The organism is Shewanella sp. 125m-7, assembly GCF_052977045.1.
The window spans coordinates 13022-31710 of sequence record NZ_JBRILQ010000041.1 but is presented as its reverse complement, the minus strand read 5'-3'; the positions used below and the strand labels follow the sequence as shown (position 1 = coordinate 31710).

At 46.7% G+C, this 18689-nt stretch carries 16 protein-coding genes; 5 read left to right on the top strand and 11 right to left on the bottom strand.

All coding sequences use genetic code 11. The annotated features are described in order from the left end of the window. Nucleotides 1-78 precede the first annotated feature (78 nt). The 4 genes from ACVBIL_RS16695 to ACVBIL_RS16680 form a co-directional block, all read right to left on the bottom strand. Nucleotides 79-822, bottom strand: coding sequence for a fumarate reductase iron-sulfur subunit (locus ACVBIL_RS16695; protein WP_447168079.1), 744 nt, complete (start codon nucleotides 820-822; stop codon nucleotides 79-81). Then, nucleotides 819-2819 (bottom strand): fumarate reductase flavoprotein subunit, encoded by a 2001-nt coding sequence (locus ACVBIL_RS16690; RefSeq protein WP_447168078.1) that lies wholly within the window; start codon nucleotides 2817-2819, stop codon nucleotides 819-821. Before ACVBIL_RS16690 ends, ACVBIL_RS16695 begins: the two co-directional genes overlap by 4 nt. Before the next feature lie 57 nt (nucleotides 2820-2876). After that, complete coding sequence (locus ACVBIL_RS16685) at nucleotides 2877-3551, bottom strand: fumarate reductase cytochrome b subunit (RefSeq protein ID WP_447168077.1); 675 nt, start codon at nucleotides 3549-3551, stop codon at nucleotides 2877-2879. A 159-nt stretch (nucleotides 3552-3710) separates the two neighbouring features. Further along, a complete protein-coding gene (locus ACVBIL_RS16680) occupies nucleotides 3711-4433 on the bottom strand; it encodes a fumarate reductase cytochrome b subunit (RefSeq protein ID WP_447168088.1) in 723 nt (240 codons plus the stop codon). A 348-nt stretch (nucleotides 4434-4781) separates the two neighbouring features. On the opposite strand from ACVBIL_RS16680, the gene prmA reads away from it, so the two are divergent. The 4 genes from prmA to ACVBIL_RS16660 all read left to right on the top strand — a co-directional run bounded on the left by prmA (nucleotide 4782) and on the right by ACVBIL_RS16660 (nucleotide 9022). Then, a complete protein-coding gene (prmA, locus tag ACVBIL_RS16675; protein ID WP_447168076.1) occupies nucleotides 4782-5663 on the top strand; it encodes a 50S ribosomal protein L11 methyltransferase in 882 nt (293 codons plus the stop codon). Nucleotides 5664-5814: 151 nt separating this feature from the next. Beyond that, on the top strand, nucleotides 5815-6783 hold the full coding sequence (gene dusB, locus ACVBIL_RS16670) for a tRNA dihydrouridine synthase DusB (protein WP_447168075.1): 969 nt from the start codon (nucleotides 5815-5817) through the stop codon (nucleotides 6781-6783). A 17-nt stretch (nucleotides 6784-6800) separates the two neighbouring features. Next, nucleotides 6801-7106, top strand: coding sequence for a DNA-binding transcriptional regulator Fis (gene fis / locus ACVBIL_RS16665; protein WP_012278959.1), 306 nt, complete (start codon nucleotides 6801-6803; stop codon nucleotides 7104-7106). A gap of 383 nt (nucleotides 7107-7489) precedes the next feature. After that, nucleotides 7490-9022: a leucyl aminopeptidase gene (locus ACVBIL_RS16660; protein WP_447168074.1), complete on the top strand. Its 1533-nt coding sequence runs from the start codon at nucleotides 7490-7492 to the stop codon at nucleotides 9020-9022. Nucleotides 9023-9154: 132 nt separating this feature from the next. Here ACVBIL_RS16660 and ACVBIL_RS16655 read toward each other — a convergent pair whose 3' ends face one another. From ACVBIL_RS16655 to ACVBIL_RS16640, 4 genes are all read right to left on the bottom strand, one after another. Next, the gene (locus ACVBIL_RS16655; protein ID WP_447168073.1) at nucleotides 9155-12325 is read right to left on the bottom strand and encodes an efflux RND transporter permease subunit; all 3171 of its coding nucleotides are present in this window, start codon (nucleotides 12323-12325) and stop codon (nucleotides 9155-9157) included. A 12-nt stretch (nucleotides 12326-12337) separates the two neighbouring features. After that, a complete protein-coding gene (locus tag ACVBIL_RS16650; RefSeq protein WP_447168072.1) occupies nucleotides 12338-13456 on the bottom strand; it encodes an efflux RND transporter periplasmic adaptor subunit in 1119 nt (372 codons plus the stop codon). After that, complete coding sequence (locus tag ACVBIL_RS16645; protein WP_447168071.1) at nucleotides 13453-14811, bottom strand: TolC family protein; 1359 nt, start codon at nucleotides 14809-14811, stop codon at nucleotides 13453-13455. Before ACVBIL_RS16645 ends, ACVBIL_RS16650 begins: the two co-directional genes overlap by 4 nt. A 119-nt stretch (nucleotides 14812-14930) precedes the next feature. Continuing rightward, the gene (locus ACVBIL_RS16640; RefSeq protein ID WP_447168087.1) at nucleotides 14931-15314 is read right to left on the bottom strand and encodes a hypothetical protein; all 384 of its coding nucleotides are present in this window, start codon (nucleotides 15312-15314) and stop codon (nucleotides 14931-14933) included. 385 nt (nucleotides 15315-15699) lie between these two features. Here ACVBIL_RS16640 and ric point away from each other — a divergent pair, with 385 nt between their 5' ends. Next, complete coding sequence (gene ric / locus ACVBIL_RS16635; protein ID WP_447168070.1) at nucleotides 15700-16425, top strand: iron-sulfur cluster repair di-iron protein; 726 nt, start codon at nucleotides 15700-15702, stop codon at nucleotides 16423-16425. A gap of 75 nt (nucleotides 16426-16500) precedes the next feature. Here the strand turns inward: ric and ACVBIL_RS16630 are convergent, their stop codons facing one another. From ACVBIL_RS16630 to xerC, 3 genes are all read right to left on the bottom strand, one after another. Next, on the bottom strand, nucleotides 16501-16965 hold the full coding sequence (locus ACVBIL_RS16630; RefSeq protein WP_447168069.1) for an Sbal_3080 family lipoprotein: 465 nt from the start codon (nucleotides 16963-16965) through the stop codon (nucleotides 16501-16503). A gap of 104 nt (nucleotides 16966-17069) precedes the next feature. Beyond that, nucleotides 17070-17792, bottom strand: coding sequence for an HAD-IA family hydrolase (locus ACVBIL_RS16625; RefSeq protein WP_447168068.1), 723 nt, complete (start codon nucleotides 17790-17792; stop codon nucleotides 17070-17072). Beyond that, nucleotides 17789-18688 carry a tyrosine recombinase XerC gene (xerC, locus tag ACVBIL_RS16620; protein ID WP_447168067.1) on the bottom strand — a complete coding sequence of 300 codons (900 nt, stop codon included), beginning with the start codon at nucleotides 18686-18688 and terminating at the stop codon, nucleotides 17789-17791. Before xerC ends, ACVBIL_RS16625 begins: the two co-directional genes overlap by 4 nt. Nucleotide 18689: the final 1 nt, after the last annotated feature.

Below are 18689 nucleotides of genomic sequence, written 5' to 3'. Positions count from 1 at the left end.
TGCAACAACAGGTTTTTTATTTGGATAATCAGACTCCCCCATCATGGAGGCCTAGGATGGGGTTAATAGCCTTAACGTTTACACTAGCGTCACTGCCATCTTACGACGCAGATAGGCTATCTGCTGCATATGCGGCAAGTCTTTCGGGCAGTTATCTTGGCAACCCAGCAGCGTCATACAACCAAATACACCATCTTGATTACCAATCACATGATAAAAATCTTCAAGCTCACGGCCATCACGGCTGTCAAGTTCAAAACGCGCCAACTTCATCATGCCTACAGCCCCAACAAAAGTTTCACGCATCTGCTTAGTCGCGCAGGCCGACACACACACACCACACTCAACGCAGCGCTCTAGTTCATATAGCTTGGCGGCTTCGGCAGGATCCATAGGTGTTTCTAAACGATGCACATCAATGTCATCGCTAATTGGGTGTAACCATAGCTTTAGACGCTCAGCGAGTTCACGCATAAACTTACCGGTATTCACCGATAGATCGCCAATCAACTCAAACCCTGGCAATGGCATCAAAGTGATATCGCCTTTAGGGTACTTATTGGTCAGTGTGCGGCAAGCCAAAGTTGGGAAGCCATTAATCACCATGGCGCAGCTACCGCAAATACCTGCGCGACAGACAAAATCAAACTGCAATGAAGTATCTTGCTCTTCGCGTAAACGATTCAATGCGATAAATACCGTCATGCCCGGTGTTTCTTCAAGCTGGTATTTTACCATTTTAGGCTTATCATCCGGCATTTGCGGATCATATCTGAAAATATTGAAAGTTAAGGTACGGCCCTTTGCCGTTTCTTGGCTCATTTAGCTGTGTCTCCTGCGCTCAAGTTATCAAGCGTGTCACTTAAACGTTCGTTCTTGGGTTTTAATGATTCTGGTACATCAAATGGCATCAATGCATTTTGCTGCTGATGCCTATCGGCATCGGGTCCTAGCTGAGCTAAAATCTCGCTAATCTCCTGCTCACGCATAGCCGTATCAGGATGAGCTATCGCATTATCGATACCATAGCCACGGTAACCTGGAGGCAATTCCATTGTCATCACGTCTAGCAGCTCATACTCAAGCTTAGGCGCTAAGCTATTAGCATCTGGCCAGCTCGATAAAGTGCGGTTTAACCAATCTTTATCGTTACGCTGTGGGAAGTCCTCTCGTGCGTGAGCACCGCGGCTCTCAGTACGTGCAGCGGCACCTGCAGCAACGGTAAGCGCGACTTTAAGCATGCGCTTAACTCGTAGTGCTTCTACTAGTTCAGGGTTGGCATGGCGCTTGTTACACTTAAGGCCGATAACGCGTGAGCGCTTAAGTAACTCTTGCAGCTCTGCCACCGCTTTATCTAGCTCAGGACCATTACGGAAAATACCCACATAATCCATCATGATCCGCTCCATCTCTTTGCGGATGACAAATGGACTTTCGCTGCCCTCACCTTCAACGAGTTCATCTATTTCAGTTCGCACCTTGTCGACAAACGTCTCGACAAGTCCGGTATCTATCTCTAAGGTATTTTGCTGACAAAAATCGGCAACGTACTTGCCGATAATCATCCCGCCAACAACCGTTTCAGCCAGCGAGTTGCCACCTAGACGATTAAAGCCATGCATATCCCAACACGCGGCCTCACCGACACTGAACAGCCCCTTAAGTTGTGGGCTCTGTCCCGTCTTGTCGGTACGAATACCGCCCATAGAGTAGTGTTGAGTTGGCCTTACAGGGATCCAATCTTTAGCCGGGTCGATACCTAAGAAGTTTTCACAGATCTCTTTGACTTCACGTAGGTTGGTTTCAACGTGTTTGCGGCCTAGCAAGGTAATATCGAGCCACAAGTGCGGTCCATAAGGGCTATCAACGCCTTTGCCTTTACGCATATGTTCGGTCATACGGCGTGATACCACATCACGTGAAGCGAGCTCTTTCTTCTCTGGCTCATAGTCGGGCATAAAGCGATGACCATCTTTATCACGCAATAGGCCACCATCACCACGACAACCTTCTGTAGTCAAAATACCTACAGGTACAATCGCCGTTGGATGAAACTGCACCGCTTCCATGTTACCCAGCTTAGCGACGCCGGTTTCAAGTGCTAGCGCTTGACCAACACCCTCACAAATAATCGCATTGGTAGACACTTCATAGATACGGCCATAGCCGCCCGTTGCTATGGTGGTCGACTTAGCAACATAGGCTCTCAATTCGCCGGTAATCAAACAGCGCGCCACCACACCATGGCAACGCTTACCATCATGAATAAGTGATAAGGCTTCCATACGCTCATGCACGGGGATATCCATCGAGATCGCTTTGTTATCCACCGCATAAAGCAGTGAATGGCCGGTGCCATCAGCGGTATAGCAAGTTCGCCACTTTTTAGTACCACCGAAGTCACGAGCGTTAATAAGGCCATGAGCGCTCTCAGCCTCTTCGATAGTCACCTTCTCTGCGTTCACAACCACTTGGCGTGGACCCGCAGTTACACGGGTCCAAGGCACGCCCCAATTTGCCAGCTCACGCACGGCTTTGGGTGCGCAATGGGCAAACATACGGGCGACTTCTTGATCGCAGCCCCAATCTGACCCTTTTACTGTATCTTGAAAATGGACATCTTCGTCATCACCCATACCTTTTACGGTATTGCCCAAACTTGCTTGCATGCCACCTTGCGCCGCCGCGGAATGCGAACGTTTAGCAGGAATTAATGACAATACAACAGTATCTAGCCCACGCTCTTTAGACGCGATAGCGACTCGTAATCCAGCAAGTCCAGCGCCGATCACCAATGAATCGGTATATATCAGTTTCACACGTGCTCCTTAAAGTAGGGTGCAGAGTCGGTTTATGTTCTATCTCTCATCTGGTGTTTACCCATTGGCATAAGGCAGAAACGCCAGTAGTGACGCCAAGCCCACAACAATGAAAATCACGCTGATGATAGTCTTTATTTTTTTCAGTCTTATGCGGGTATTTAAATCTCTCGCGGCGCCCCATTTAACGGCAAGGCGGTACACTCCTATCGCAGCATGGAGCTCAACACAAAGTAGCAATGGCAGATATAGTAGCCATGCGCCTTGTTGCCAGATCCGGTCGGCGCTGCCGTAGGGACCAATCGTTTCAGGGGCGACACCAATCAACCACAAGTGCACAGGCAATAGCAGTAGAATCACTACGCCTGTTATCGCCTGCCACACCCATAATCGGGTGTCACCATGTTTAACCACGTTCAGTTGCAGTCTTAAGGCTTTTTGCTGGCGCAGGCTAAGCGGTAACTTATGGATTGCTACCAGCACATGTAATAACACTATGGCTGCAATCAAAACCGCAATGATGGAGACTACCCAAGGATAGCCATGGCCATCATCGCTCAGAAAACTTAGCTCCATGGTCTTAGCAACCCAAGTCATGGCCCCCTCTCCCAATAAAATGGAAGAAACCAAGAGTAAGTGCGTCCATAAAAACACTGCGAGTACAGCGCCAGAGATACTCTGACTCAGGTCTAGCCAACCACTCCAATTACTGCGATTTGTTCTTTTAATCATTCGCCGTCCTATCCCTGTTAATACCGTGCTTATAAACTACTTAATTACAATGTCTCGTAGTAGCCGATATTGAGTTGTGAGATAGATCAATAAATACACGAATAATCCAGTGAATGCTAATTTATGTTTTACAGCAATAGCTGTCTGTAACCACAAAGATTAATGAGGTCGATAAGCCTCTACTGGCAAGGTTAAGCCGCTACCAATCACCATATAAGAGCCAAGGCTCAGCAGACCGATAACCATTAGGTAAATGATCAACCCTTTTGCAATCTTACGTAAGCCGGTGCGCTTTTCGGTGAGCCCCCACTTAACAGCCACACGGTATAAGCCAATCATTGCGTGAATGACCACGGCTGGCAGTAACAGGACATATAACAGCCAAGCGTTTTGATGATAGACACGCTCAGCCGACAAATTAGGACCAATTTCAGGGTTAGCAATCATGGTAAACAGGTGAACAGGCACTAAGAAGAACAGCACAAACCCCGTCACTAGTTGCCAAAACCAGGCGTGACTGTCTTTGTGGTTAATCACTGTCATATGGCGTCTTAGTGCGCGCCATTGACCAATTTGAGCTGGAAAACGGCGCAACGCTACCGCAGCATGCAACATCACCACCGCCAGCATAAATACCGAGAAGACTTTAGTCACAATCGGAAAGCCGTGACCAGTAGAGCTAAACATACCGCCCTCAAGAAACTGCACTACGGTATAAAAAGCATCTTTCCCAAGTAATATACTTGATTCAAAGTGCAGATGAGCCAATAAGAAGCAGCCCATCATTACGCCTGTAATGCTTTGTATTTTATCTGCTTTTGCAGATGCTGGATGCCCTGTGCCGATTACGTAGGATGCTAACATTATTCTTGTCTTGTTTATCTTATGCAAAATAGTGGTATTTACACTCTAGCAACTTCTTAGTCAGCAAAATGCTAGCAGAATCGCTTTCGTGATCAACCTCACCATTTTTAGTTCAACCATTAGACCAAGATCACAAACAATCCATTATCAACAGAACAGTGGTAATACCATTTAACCAATAAAATTCAACACCTTGAGAATTAAATTCAAACAAAAAAATCAGAACAACAAAGGCAACGCCGGCTATAAAAACCAATTAAAAATCAACATGACGCAAGATAAATTCGCTGTTTTAACATCTAACATTCACACTCAAACCAGCCATGGTTTACAATAGGCGCATATATCTAGTTAACGAGAATGCTCATGCCTTGGATCCAATTAAAAGTCGATACCGACAACCAGCACGCCGATACCCTAAGCGATATGCTCATGGAACTAGGCTCATTGTCTATTACCTATGAAGATGGCAAAGATACCCCAATCTATGAGCCGACACTGGGTGACACACCATTGTGGAACCACACCGTCCTCACTGCACTGTTTGAAGCGGATTACGACCTCGCGCCAATCGTAACCATGCTTAAGGGTTTACCTTACCTGGGTGAAAACTTTAGCCACAAGATTGAACAAGTTGAAGATAAAGACTGGGAACGTGAATGGATGGATAACTTCCACCCTATTAAGTTTGGTGATCGTTTATGGATCTGCCCAAGCTGGCGTGAAATCCCCGATCCAACCGCTGTTAACGTGATCTTAGACCCAGGTTTAGCGTTTGGCACAGGTACCCACCCAACGACAGCACTTTGTCTAGAGTGGTTAGACGGATTAGATTACACCAACAAAGACGTAATCGACTTTGGTTGTGGCTCTGGGATCCTAGCCGTTGCCGCACTGAAACTTGGCGCAGAGCGCGTTACCGGTATCGATATCGACTATCAGGCCATTGAAGCCTCAAAAGCGAATGCTGAGCGCAATGGCGTTGAAGATAAACTCGACCTATATCTACCTGAAGATCAGCCTGCAGATCTGCTAGCAGATATCCTAGTGGCAAACATTCTTGCGGGCCCACTGCGTGAACTTGCACCACTGATTGCAGAAAAAGTTAAGCCAGGTGGACAATTGGCACTTTCAGGCCTGTTACAAGAGCAAGCAGAGGAAGTATCAGCCTTTTATAGCGAATGGTTCGATATGGACGAGCCTGCTCACAAAGACGATTGGAGCCGCTTGACAGGTATACGTAAATAGCAGTACCACGCGGCGCTTTCTGCGCCGCCATTGACTTCTCAGTAAACAAAAGTCAAGCAAAAAAGTTACCCTCAGGTCATTTATTGACCTTTTCACAGGCTTGAAAAAGGCGTACTATAGCGCCCCTTTGACGAGCAAGGTGTTTTGATAAATGCAGATTGGACCCTATCGCCTGAAAAATCAGTTGATCGTGGCCCCAATGGCAGGTGTCACAGACCAACCCTTTAGAAATCTCTGCTTACGTTATGGCGCAGCCTTAGCCGTGTCGGAGATGCTTTCATCTAATCCTGATGTTTGGGATACCGATAAAAGCCGCCTGCGTATGACACATGCAGGTGAAGACGGAATACGTTCGGTTCAGATTGCTGGAGCAGATCCTGAGTTAATGGCCAATGCCGCTGTTGTCAACGTACAACAAGGGGCACAAATCATTGATATCAATATGGGCTGCCCAGCAAAGAAAGTGAATAAGAAGCTCGCAGGATCAGCTTTATTGCAAGATCCAGTGCAGGTAGAAGCCATTCTACGCGCAGTGGTAGCAGCAGTTGATGTGCCTGTGACGCTAAAAATTCGAACGGGATGGGCTCCAGAGCACAGGAATGGTGTTCATATCGCCCAGATTGCAGAAGATTGCGGTATTGCTTCGTTAGCCGTTCACGGCAGAACAAGGCAGTGCATGTACAAAGGCAATGCTGAGTACGACACAATTAAAGCAATTAAAAAACAGATCTCGATACCCGTTGTCGCGAATGGAGACATTTTAACGCCAGAGAAAGCACGTTTTGTGCTGGATTATACTGGGGTGGATGCTCTGATGATTGGACGAGGAGCTCAAGGAAGACCTTGGATATTTAGGGAAATCCAACATTACTTGGAGACAGGTAATAAGCTAGCGCCTGTTGAGATGGATGAAAAACGTCAAGTTATGCTTGAACACCTTAAACTACTGTACAACTTGTATGGTGATTATAAGGGCATCCGCTTCGCAAGAAAGCATGTTGGCTGGTACCTAGACCAAGAACAACAACGGCCCTTTCGAAGCGAGTTTAATCGACTCGAAACCGTTGAAGAACAATGTTCCATGGTGGAACGCTATTTTGATGAATTTGTTGCATATTAATAAAGAGCAGAATACGAATGTTTGATCAGACTACTCACACTGAAGTTCACCAACTTACTGTTGGCAAAATCGAAACCGCAAGTGGCGCAATTAAGCCACAATTATTACGTGATGCGGTAAAGCGTGCTGTCACTAACTTTTTCGCTCAGATGGATGGGCAAGAAGCTGAAGAAGTATATGAAATGGTGTTAAGCGAAGTTGAAGCACCTCTGCTAGATATCATCATGCAACACACTCGTGGCAACCAGACTCGTGCTGCCAACATGCTAGGTATCAACCGTGGTACGCTACGCAAGAAATTAAAGAAATACGGCATGAACTAAGACTAACGTCTTAACGTGTTGTATTAAAACGGGCTTTCCAGCAATGGGAAGCCCGTTTTGCTTTTATATATACCCTCATATGTCCCCCCAGCTCTCGCTTCCCTCATTCTTGTTACAATCAATCATTGGTGAGTCCACCAGTAAAAAATAATCGAAACAATTATCAGCAGCATGCTTATTTTCAGCTTCGGCTAATTTTCACTCTGTAGACTCGCATGCAATGTGACAATTCTTAACAAGATTCAACCTACGTGTTAACTCCGCTATTTACTCGGAAATGGTTTGACGTCATATCACAACTAAAAAAATAGAACATAAAAACAAACCTGTTCATCGCCTAAGTAGATGCATGAATACAGGACTGAATCCCGATAGAGGACATTATGCTAACCAAGAAAAACCTGCTCACCAGTGCGTTAACTCTAGGCTTATTTACAAGCTATGCTGCACAGGCTGAAACATTTACCTTTGCCGAAAAGCCAGCAAAAAACATTGACACCTTAGTGGTCTTTCAAGCAGGTGAAAACGCTTCAAACGCATTAACCAAATTAGATAAACAATCGAAACAGCAAATTAGTAGTGCATTAGCGCTACAAGAATTTACCGGCGACAAGAAACAGCTGGTTGAAATATTAATGCCTACTGGTATCGATGCTAAGCGCTTAGTCGTCGTTGGCATCGGTGAACAGGCTGAACTTACGCCAGGTGAAGTCAATAAGCTAGGCGCTGAAATTACCGCTCATTTTAGCGATATCAAAACCGATAACATCCAGCTACTAACATCAGGGATCTCTGATGCCAGCAGCAATGCAAGCTTTGGTGCACAACTGGCTCACGGTATAAATCTACGAGCCTACAAATTCGATAAGTATTTTTCAGACAAGAAGCCCGCCGAGAAGAATTACACCATTGCCGTCAGCAAGCCAAAAGATGCAGACAAGCAATACGCCCAGCTTGCGGCAATTGAGCAAGGCGTATTTCTAGCCCGCGACCTCACCTCTGAAACGCCAACCGAGATGACCCCAGTTGATTTTGCCAATGCGGCAAAAGAGCTTAAAAAGCTTGGGGTTAAAATTACCGTGCTCGAACCTAAGCAGATTGAAAAGCTCGGCATGGGCGCGCTCCACGCTGTTGGCCGTGGATCATTAGAAGGGGCGCGCTTGGTGATTGCTCACTGGCAAGGCAATGACGACGCGCCAATTGCACTTGTGGGTAAAGGCATCACCTTTGACTCGGGTGGTTACAACATTAAAGCCTCTGGCGACTCAATTTCACGTATGAAGTCTGATATGGCAGGCGCAGCTGCGGTCCTTGGCGCCATAAAAGCGATGGCACTGCAAAAAGCCGATGTCAATGTAGTAGCGGTAATGCCGATGGCAGCTAACATGGTGTCTGAGACCGCACTTGCTCCTGGCGATGTGCTGATGACAGCAGAAGGCCTAAGTGTTGAGGTACTTAACACCGACGCTGAAGGTCGCTTAATATTGGCCGATGGCATGTGGTATGCCCGCGAATACTATCAGCCACAAGTGATGGTAGATGTTGCTACCCTAACTGGCTCCAAGGTTCGCGCTGTAGGTAAACGCTATACGGCAGTGTTTAGTGATGATGACAACTTAGTCGAGGAACTGAGCTTATCTGGTCAAGCCGTAGATGAAAAGCTATGGCGCTTACCACTCGCTTATGAAGACTTACTCAAGAGCCCAATTGCCGACCTTAAAAACGCGGGTTACGGTGGGCCTGGCGCCAGCACAGCTGCAGTATTCTTAAAGCAGTTTAGTGGTGATACTAAGTGGGCTCACTTAGATATTGCTGGTAGCGCTCTTGCAGCTAAAGATGTTGGCGTTACTCCAGCTGGCGGCACAGGCCATGGCGTACGTCTGTTAAGCCACTGGATCATGACCCAAAGCAAATAAGCCGTTAGTTTTGAATTGTTAGCGGGTAATGCTAGCTTTTAGAAAAGTCATAAAAAAGCCCTGCGATTGCAGGGCTTTTGCTTATCAAACGATGTTAGAACGACTGTGAAGTAAGGGAGCCCCTACAGCCTTTTATACAATAGTTGCACTTTCTATATTGGCCTGCTTATTGTTTGCATGTTCACTGCGCTTCTGCTCACCGCGCTGATGCGCCATGCGATACAAAATCGGCAACACAAATAAGGTTAATAACGTCGATGAAATAATGCCGCCAATCACTACCGTAGCGATTGGGCGCTGCACTTCAGCACCCGTGCCGATATTTAGCGCCATGGGTACAAAGCCTAAGCCCGCGACTAATGCCGTCATCAATACCGGACGCAAGCGAATAAGCGCACCATCAATAATCGCGTTAAGCAACTCGCCCTTTTCTTGATACAACTGACGAATAAAGCTCAGCAGTACTAAGCCGTTAAGCACCGCCACACCGGATAAAGCAATAAAGCCTACCCCTGCCGAGATAGATAACGGCATGTCTCGTAGCCACAGTGAAATCACTCCGCCGGTTAGCGCTAACGGGATACCGGTAAAGATAATCAGTGCATCTTTAACCGAGCTAAATGCCATCACTAGTAAGCCTAAAATCAAGGCCAATGTCAGTGGCACCACAATCGATAGACGCTGACTCGCCGATTCCAGCTGCTCGAAAGTGCCGCCATATTCAAGCCAGTAACCCGCTGGGACATCGACTTGCTTGGCGACTTGCAGCTTAGCTTCACTCACAAATGAGCCTAAGTCACGACCACGCACGTTGGCGGTAACCACAATGCGGCGTTTACCATTTTCGCGACTGATTTGGTTTGGCGATGGCGCAATCTCTAGCGTCGCTACCTCAGACAGCGGCACATACTCTCCCGACGGCAACACGATTGGCAACTCTTGCAAGTGCGCAACGTCTTTACGAATTGCCTCTGGTAAACGCACTACCATCTTAAAGCGGCGATCGCCTTCAAAGATAAGCCCTGCTTCTTCGCCGCCAATCGCGGTCGCGACAAAGTCTTGTAGCTCGCTTACCGTCAAACCATAGCGCGCTAATGCCATACGCTTGGGTTGAATCGATAACATCGGCAAACCTGTTACCTGCTCGACCTGTAAGTCGGCTGCGCCATCTATTTGCTCTAACACTTCGCGAATAGCATTAGCCGAAGCCAGTAATTGCTGTAAGTCATCACCAACCACTTTAATGCCCAAATCTGCCCGCACTCCTGAGATAAGCTCATTAAAGCGCATCTCAATCGGCTGGGTTAACTCAAAGTTATTACCCGGCTGTCCTGACACCGCCGCGACAATATCTGCCGCTAGCGCGTCATGACTCATCTTAGGGTTAGGCCATTCATTACGCGGCTTAAGCATAATAAAAGTATCGGCAATATTGGGCGGCATCGGATCATTAGCCACCTCTGGCGTACCAATCTTAGAGAACACATTCTTCACTTGCGGAAAGTGTTTAATGCGATCCTCTAGCAACATCTGCATATCCACTGACTGCTCTAGACCGGTGCCTGGAATACGGATAGCTTGCAGCAAGATATCTTCTTCATTGAGCTGTGGAATAAACTCAGAACCTAGGGTTGATGCTAACCAAATCGACAATGCTACTAACGCCACTGCACCACTTAGCACTATCCAACGTAGCTTCATTGCGCCGATGAGTAATGGCTTATACAGTGACTTAGTCGCGGTAATAACGCGGCTCTCTTTGTCGCTAATTTTGCCGGTCATAAACAGTGCAACCGCAGCCGGAACCAAGGTTAACGACAATACTAATGCCGCTAGCAAAGCCATCACAACGGTGGCCGCCATTGGGTGGAACATCTTGCCTTCTACGCCTGTTAAGCTAAACAGTGGAATGTACACCACGGTAATAATCAGCACCCCAAATAAGCTTGGGCGGATCACCTCGTTGGTTGCTTCAAATACCAATTGCAGCCGCTGCTTACGCCCGAGCACATTGCCACCATTTTGTACTTGCGCTTGGCCTAATCGGCGAATGGCATTTTCAACAATAATCACGGCGCCATCAACGATTAAACCAAAGTCTAACGCGCCTAAGCTCATGAGGTTAGCCGACACACCAGCTTGCACCATACCTGTCATTGTCGCCAGCATAGCCAGCGGGATCACCGCTGCAGTGATTAATGCTGCTCTGGCATTACCCAGTAAAACAAACAGCACAATGATGACCAGCAGCGCGCCTTCAACAAGGTTTTTCTGTACCGTATACACAGCTTTGTCGACCAAGGTGGTGCGGTCATACACAGCTTCCACTTTAATGCCGTCGGGCAGTGACGCTTTTACATCTTCAAGCTTGGCGGCCACTGCTAACGACACCTGACGCGAGTTTTCACCCACCAGCATCATCGCGCTGCCTAATACGGTTTCTTTACCGTCACGGGTCGCTGCGCCTGTACGCAGCGCTTTTCCTATGCCGACCTCGGCAACATCAGCAATAACAATGGGCGCATTGTCGATATTCTTAATCACCACCTGCTCAATATCGCCAATGGTCTTTAACTGCGCAGCAGAGCGTACCGTGAGTTGCTGGCCATCGCGCTCGATATAACCTGCACCGCGGTTGCTATTACTGCTTTGAAGTGCCAATTTAATATCGACAAAGGCGATGCCAAACGCCAACATCTTTGCTGGTATTGGCGTGATGTGATATTCCTTATCATAACCACCAATGGTGTTGATTTCGGTGACACCTGCAACTTGTGCCAGTTGCGGCTTGATAATCCAGTCTTGGATCTCTCTTAATGCCGTGGCATCAAAGTCTCGACCATCCGCTTGTTTCGCTTCAGGCAAGGCTTCGATGGTGTACATAAAGATTTCGCCCAGACCGGTCGATATCGGCCCCATCTCCGGCTCAATCTCAGCGGGTAGTTTGCCCTTAATCCCATTTAAGCGCTCACTGATAAGGTTACGCGCAAAATACAGATCTGTTCCCTCATCAAACACGACCGTCACTTGCGACAAACCATAACGTGACAATGAACGAGTGTTTGACAGATGCGGGATCCCCATCAGCGCATTTTCAATCGGGTAAGTAATTCTTTGCTCGGTTTCTTGCGGCGAATACCCTTCGGCACGAGTGCTTATTTGCACCTGTACATTAGTAATGTCAGGTACTGCATCAATCGGTAATTTTTGATAACTCCACAGCCCAACCGCCACAAGCAGCATGGCTAAGAACATCATCATCCAGCGTCTATTTATCGCGAGACGCAAAACAGATTCAATCATTTTTGCTCTTCCTTAGTGCACGTGTGCCGCGCTAGATTTTTCAAGATCCGCTTTTAGTACAAAGCTCTTATCCACGGCATACTCTTCACCCGCTTCGAGACCCGACAATACTTGGCTCATTTGGCTATCGCTTTGCCCTAATTCAACCACGCGCTTTTCAAAGCCTTCGTCATTACGAATAAATACCACTTGCTGACCTTCCATCACTTGTATGGCGCGGTTATCTACCACTAACGCAACAGCTTGCTGGCTGAGGGTTATCTTGCCCGAGATAAGCGCGCCCAGAGCCCATTGGCCACTTTGATTATCAAGTGCTGCCCGCGCCTGCTTATATATCACCTTGTTAGTACCATTGAGCAGTGACTGGATTGTTGACGTTGCTTGCTGCTGTGCAGACTCAATAGTGAGTTGCTGACCAAGTGCAACCGTGCGCATTTGTTCTGGGAAGATTTGATACTCCGCCCATAATTGGCGAGTATCGATAATGCTGAGTAACACGTTATCGGTTGCGAGCTCGCCCGCATTGGCGCTGCGGCTTGCTACGACACCCGAGATAGGTGCGGTGATTGAATAACGCTTTAAACTGCTATTAGATTCCACCTCGGCAATGACCTGCCCAGCTTGCACCTTATCGCCAACATTGACTTTAATAGCCGTGATTAGCCCGGCAAAACGAGCACGTACTTGGCTGCTTGAGGCTTCTGGCAGCACTGTGCGGCCATATACGGTTAAGGTCTGTTTGATATCACCAGATTGTGCCACTTGAGCGACGATACCCGACATAGCCATTTGCTCGGCACTGATATGCACTTGACCTTCTTCATGCTCGTCATGACCGTGTTCATCGCCATGTTCATCGCCATGTTCATCGCCGTGCTCATCGCCATGTTCATCAGCATGACCTTCATCATGACCTTCATCACGACCTTCATCATGACCTTCAGCATGAGCTTCATCATGAGCATGTTCGTCCATATGCTCATCTTGATGGCCCTTTTTATTAGCAAGTTGCTGCTGATGCTCATCTTCATGACCATGCTCAGCAGATGCCATCGCAGGACTGGTAAACATCAGCGTCGCAACCACCGCAATATGAACCAGTGACAGTTTGTTTAATAGAATGGAGTTCATTTTGGCATTCCTTGAAAATCATTAAAGAAGGTATGTTGAGAAGCAGGTAACGGCTCGGCTATCAATTGTTCAATATCAACCCCATAGCGCAGCGCTGAAGCTGCGGCATCAATTAATGCACGGCGAGCAAACAACAACTCTTCTCTAGCCGTTAAGTAATCAAGGTAGCTGTATAGCCCTTGCTCATAAGCGGATTTGGTGTCTTCGAGGGCTAAGGTTAAGGTAGGAATAATACTGCTTTGTAAACGGTTAACCGTTACGATGGCTTGCTTACGACTCGCATAAGCGCGGTACAACTGACCATAGAGCTCAAGCAGTGCAACTTCTCTATTGGCTAACACTTCTTCCTTAGCCGCTCGTGCAGATATCACCGCGCCAGTATTACGCTCACCATTAAATAGTGGCACGCTAAAGCCCGCACTCAACGCCATATCGTTAGTTTGTTGCAGTTGCTTAATACCCACTGACCATTTGATGTCAGTGGTTGACTGGGTTTTAGCAAAACGTAACTCTGCTTGTTTCAGTTGCGCCTGGCTTAAAAAAGCCGCAATAGCTGGGCTATATTTTACTTTTTCAAATAAAGGTTCAAGTGCCACATCATCAGTAAATTGGAACAAGCTACCTGTTAACGTACCAAAGCTAACATCGGACTCGCCCCACATCATGCTCAAGCTAAGCTTGGCGTAATTGAGTTGATGCAACTGAGTTTCGGCAACCAATCTGGCATTGAACACCGCCGCTTGGGCACGTTTAACTTCAGCGTCGGCAGTCACGCCAGCTTGAGCACGCTGCTTAACTACGTTAAGGGTTTCTTCAGCGAGCAATGATGAGTCGGTTGCCAACTGTAACTGCGACTGCGCCGCTAGCACGTCGATATAACGTCGAGTCGTTTCAGCCAATAGGTTGAGTGCGGCAATTTTGCGCTCAGCCTGTAGATAAGCACGCTGCTCATTGACCATGCCGCTGCGGGCATCTAGCTTATCGCCCATCTCGATGACCGAGGACAGTGACACGCTAAACTCGGCACTATCAATACCTTGGTATTCACCAGAGCCAGCAACGTTATCGGCATCAAAGCCAATTTCATACCCAGGCGTCAGCGCTTGAGTTTGTGCCGCGCCATCGAGTGCTTGCTGCCTAAACTTAAAAACCTTAAGTGAAGGATGTTGCTGCTGTACCCGTTCAATAATCGTAGTTAACGACAAGGTATTTGTTTGTTCTGTGCTAGTAGTAGCGGCGGCAAGCGAGCCTGCCCATAACAGAGCAATAAGCGTCAGTGTGCAATAGAGCCCCCGCCATAAACAAAACATGCCGATTTTTGTGGCAGATTTAGCGACATAAGTATTATAAAACATCAGAGAATAAGCCTCGATTTAATACAAAATAGCAGACCTGTTAATTGCTAAACCTTCAAAAAGGAGCAACAGGTCTTAAGCAAGTTTTTAAAAAACTCGCTAACTGAATAAAATTTTGATTAAACGATTAAGGCTTTAGGGGGGCGTAGAAAAGCGTAGTAAGGTGCTTCAACAGATGTTGAATTAAAGGTAAAAATAGACGAACCGGAATTTAAAGCAACGGTTTGTATTAGTGCGACAGGGTGCATCAGTGTTAGGCAGCATGAGCAGCAATTATTGCTGCATTCCGTGCAGTCATCATCGACATGGACAGCAGAGGTTTGCTCAGCGCATTGATCGGCATTGTCATGGCTATCCTTGTCGTCATGGCTATCACTAATCAGCGGAGTATTATCATCGGCGCTGGCTAAGCCAACTTTATACTCAGCACTGTCAGCGCAATCGTCAAACGCAATGGCACAGTCATCAGCCATAGCAACCGCTGATTGCAGGGTTAAAATCACGATCAACAATACCCGCCCCAACGTTGCTGGAGACGCATTGATTATTGCTGTAAACAAACGCTTTAAGCAGAGCATTAGCTGTTGCGGTAACCGTTTATGACGTTAACGTGCATGTTAAGTATGTGACTCACCACTGAAATATATTGGCTCTAGTCTAAGCCAATCAAAATTAAAACACTATGGCTTAAGCCTGCTTAAAGAGTTATCGCCAGTATAAAGTTGTAAAAATCACGACTAAAGCACGTCAACAGGCCAATGAGTGAGCGCTCTTTTTCTACCTAGATAGAGTTATTTTACCAATCAAAATGTGATTACCTGAGCATTTTAGTCAACTACTGATTGAACCGCACTGAACATGCAAATAATATGCATGTAATTATTTTCAATGCTCTTGGAGCTCAATATGTCTCAGTCAAAAGAAAGTTTACTTGCTACTCGCGTAGGTGAGTTGGTTGCTAACGATTTTCGCAGCGCGCACCTATTCAGCCAGTTCGGCATTGATTTTTGTTGCGGCGGTGGCATTTCATTAGCGCGGGCGATTAAGCGTTTTGACGCAGACGAAAATGCACTGCTTGAAGCATTAATCACATTGAATAGCCAAGGTAAAAAGCAGCAGGGTTTAGATCAACTCGCACTACCTGACTTGCTTAACTACATTGAAGCCACGCACCATAGCTATGTTAGAGAAAAAGCACCGTTACTCATCGAATACAGCCAAAAAATGGTACGCGCTCACGGTGAAAAACACAGCGAGATAAAGCCGTTGGCAGGTTGGATCCGCGCATTAGCCGATGACTTGATGCCCCACCTAATGAAAGAGGAACAGATACTGTTCCCTGCGATTCTAGCGCTACACAACCAAGTCGACATGCAAAACTGCTTTGGCCATATCGCTAACCCCATCAATGCCATGCAATATGAGCATGACGATGCCCTGCAGATCCTTGAGAAAATCAGTCAGCTAACGAATGGCTTTGAGCCGCCAGCTCATGCTTGCACGACTTGGCGTGTGTGCTACGCCAGTTTGGCTGAGTTCGAAGCCGATCTTAAACAGCATATTTATCTCGAGAACAACATCTTGTTCCCAAAGGCGCTAGCACTCACCGCTTAAAGATTGTGGTTAAACAAGATAACTCGGTAGTAGAAAGTAGGCGTTAAAAAAGGCTCACCATTGTGAGCCTTATGACTAAATTGCTGTTTGTTGTATTGGAGACCAGCGCACAGATGTTTGTTTTTGCTGGATGAGCTGCTCAATCAACTCTCGAATTTTAGGTTCTGCATCGATGAATTTATTCATATTCGCTCCACCACTGCGGGCGTCATAAATTGCTTCACCATCTAACCGGCCATCATGAAACACCTTTATCTCTGCATAGACCATATATAATGCAAGATCCCAACGCCAATTAGCGGTATAAGTCGCGGTCCACTCACATTGCTGACTTGCATCTAGCTGTTCAACAATGCGGTATTTAATTTGCTTCTCCGCTAGAATTTTTTCCATCTCTTGCAGAAAGCCCTCTCGTACATCGGGGTTCTTCTGAATACAGACTTCAGCATTATTATTCACGTGTACCGGATCAACTCGCTGTTTAATTGAACAGGCGCTGGTTAATAGTAGAATTGACACTGCAACAAATAGTTTTTTCATGATATTCCTTATCTAGTATAAAACTCTGTTTATTCTTAATTTCTTAAGAAATATGAGCATATCAAGATAAAGGAAGATAGCAAGACGTCAGCAAGTAGCTTGCATTAGACCTTAATAAGATCTCTCAATTGCAGCACAGACGCTATTTCAATATGCGGCAGTTGCCCGTTAGCATTTGATTTATCATTGACACCAAAGCCAGGGTTAAGCCATACGGCTTGGCAACCTGCGCGCCTTGCACCATCCACATCGCTCGATGCGCTATCACCCACATGCAGAATACTTGATAAGGGTAAGGCGAGTTTCTCTGCCGCATGGGTAAACATATCTGCTGATGGCTTTTGTTTAAAGCCTTGCCCTGGATGCAGTACAAACTCAAATGCCCCTTCCAAACCGATACGTTGATGATCGACATTACCGTTGGTGATGCCAATTAATCGGTATCTAGTTTTAAGTGCCGTTAACAGCTCAACCACCTCGCTTGAAACCGTAAAATGACTACGCTGTATCATAAAATATTCAAGCGCAGCCTTTGCACCGGCTTTGGCTTGCTGAGCATGATAACCAAGCAGCTGTAACCCCCGTTCAAGCATCACTAAACGCGCTAAGCTTGTATCATGACGCAGTTCTGGTCGCTCGATAAATAATTCAAGCTTTAGCTTTCGCCAATCAGAAAATTGCCACTTTGTCGTCTTGGGATAATGCTGATGTAGAAATGTTTGTAGCTTAGCTTCGGCGGCATAAATAATGGGGCGGTTATCGTAAAGCGTATCGTCTAAGTCGAAGCTAATCGCTTGAAAAGCTTGAGGGCGAATAAATATTTTCATGGTTTACTGCCTCTCTTTTTCGCTCTTGGATGCGCGCCATCGTACACCTTTGCCAGATGCTGAAAATCGAGACTGGTGTAAACCTGAGTCGTCGATAGGTTAGCGTGACCTAACAGTTCTTGCACGGCACGCAGATCAGCACTGGACTCAAGCATATGGGTCGCAAAAGAATGCCGCAGCTTATGCGGGTGCACCTTAATGCCTATCGCTTGCTCTTGGCCCCATTTAGCTAAACGAGCCTGAATACTTCTATGGGCTAGTCGCTTACCTTTGGCAGTGACAAACAAGGCATCATCTTCACAAGCGATATCGCGCTTAAGCTCTAACCACTGAGCTATCGCGGTTAATGCCAATTTTCCTATGGGCACTATCCGCTCTTTACTGCCCTTACCTAATACCTTGACTTGCGCCTCTGAAAACTGAATATCGCTCACATTAAGCGCCGCCAATTCGGCAAGACGTAAACCTGAGGAGTAAAACAGCTCCATAATGGCTTTATCGCGAAAGCTTAGCGGGTCGTTAGCGTCGATATCAAGCAGGTGCGATACAGAGTCAACATCCATATTCTTTGGCAAAGGTTTGCCTTGCTTGGGGGCGGTAAGGCTAATCGCTGGGTTAACCTTTATCTGTTGTTCTCTGAGCAAGAATTCATAAAACTGCTTAAGCGAAGAGAGCGTTAATGATAAAGAGCGAGGACTCAGGCCTTGGCGATGTAATTTAGCCAAGATAGCCTGCAAAGACTCATGATATTGACACAACCATGACTCCGTCTCGCTAAATAGCTTCTCGACTCGCTTTAGCTCAAACAGGTAATTACGCACTGTATAAGCTGAAACTTGACGCTCGGTGCGTAAGTAACGTTCAAATCCGCTCAACCAAGCTGAATTATCAGCCATA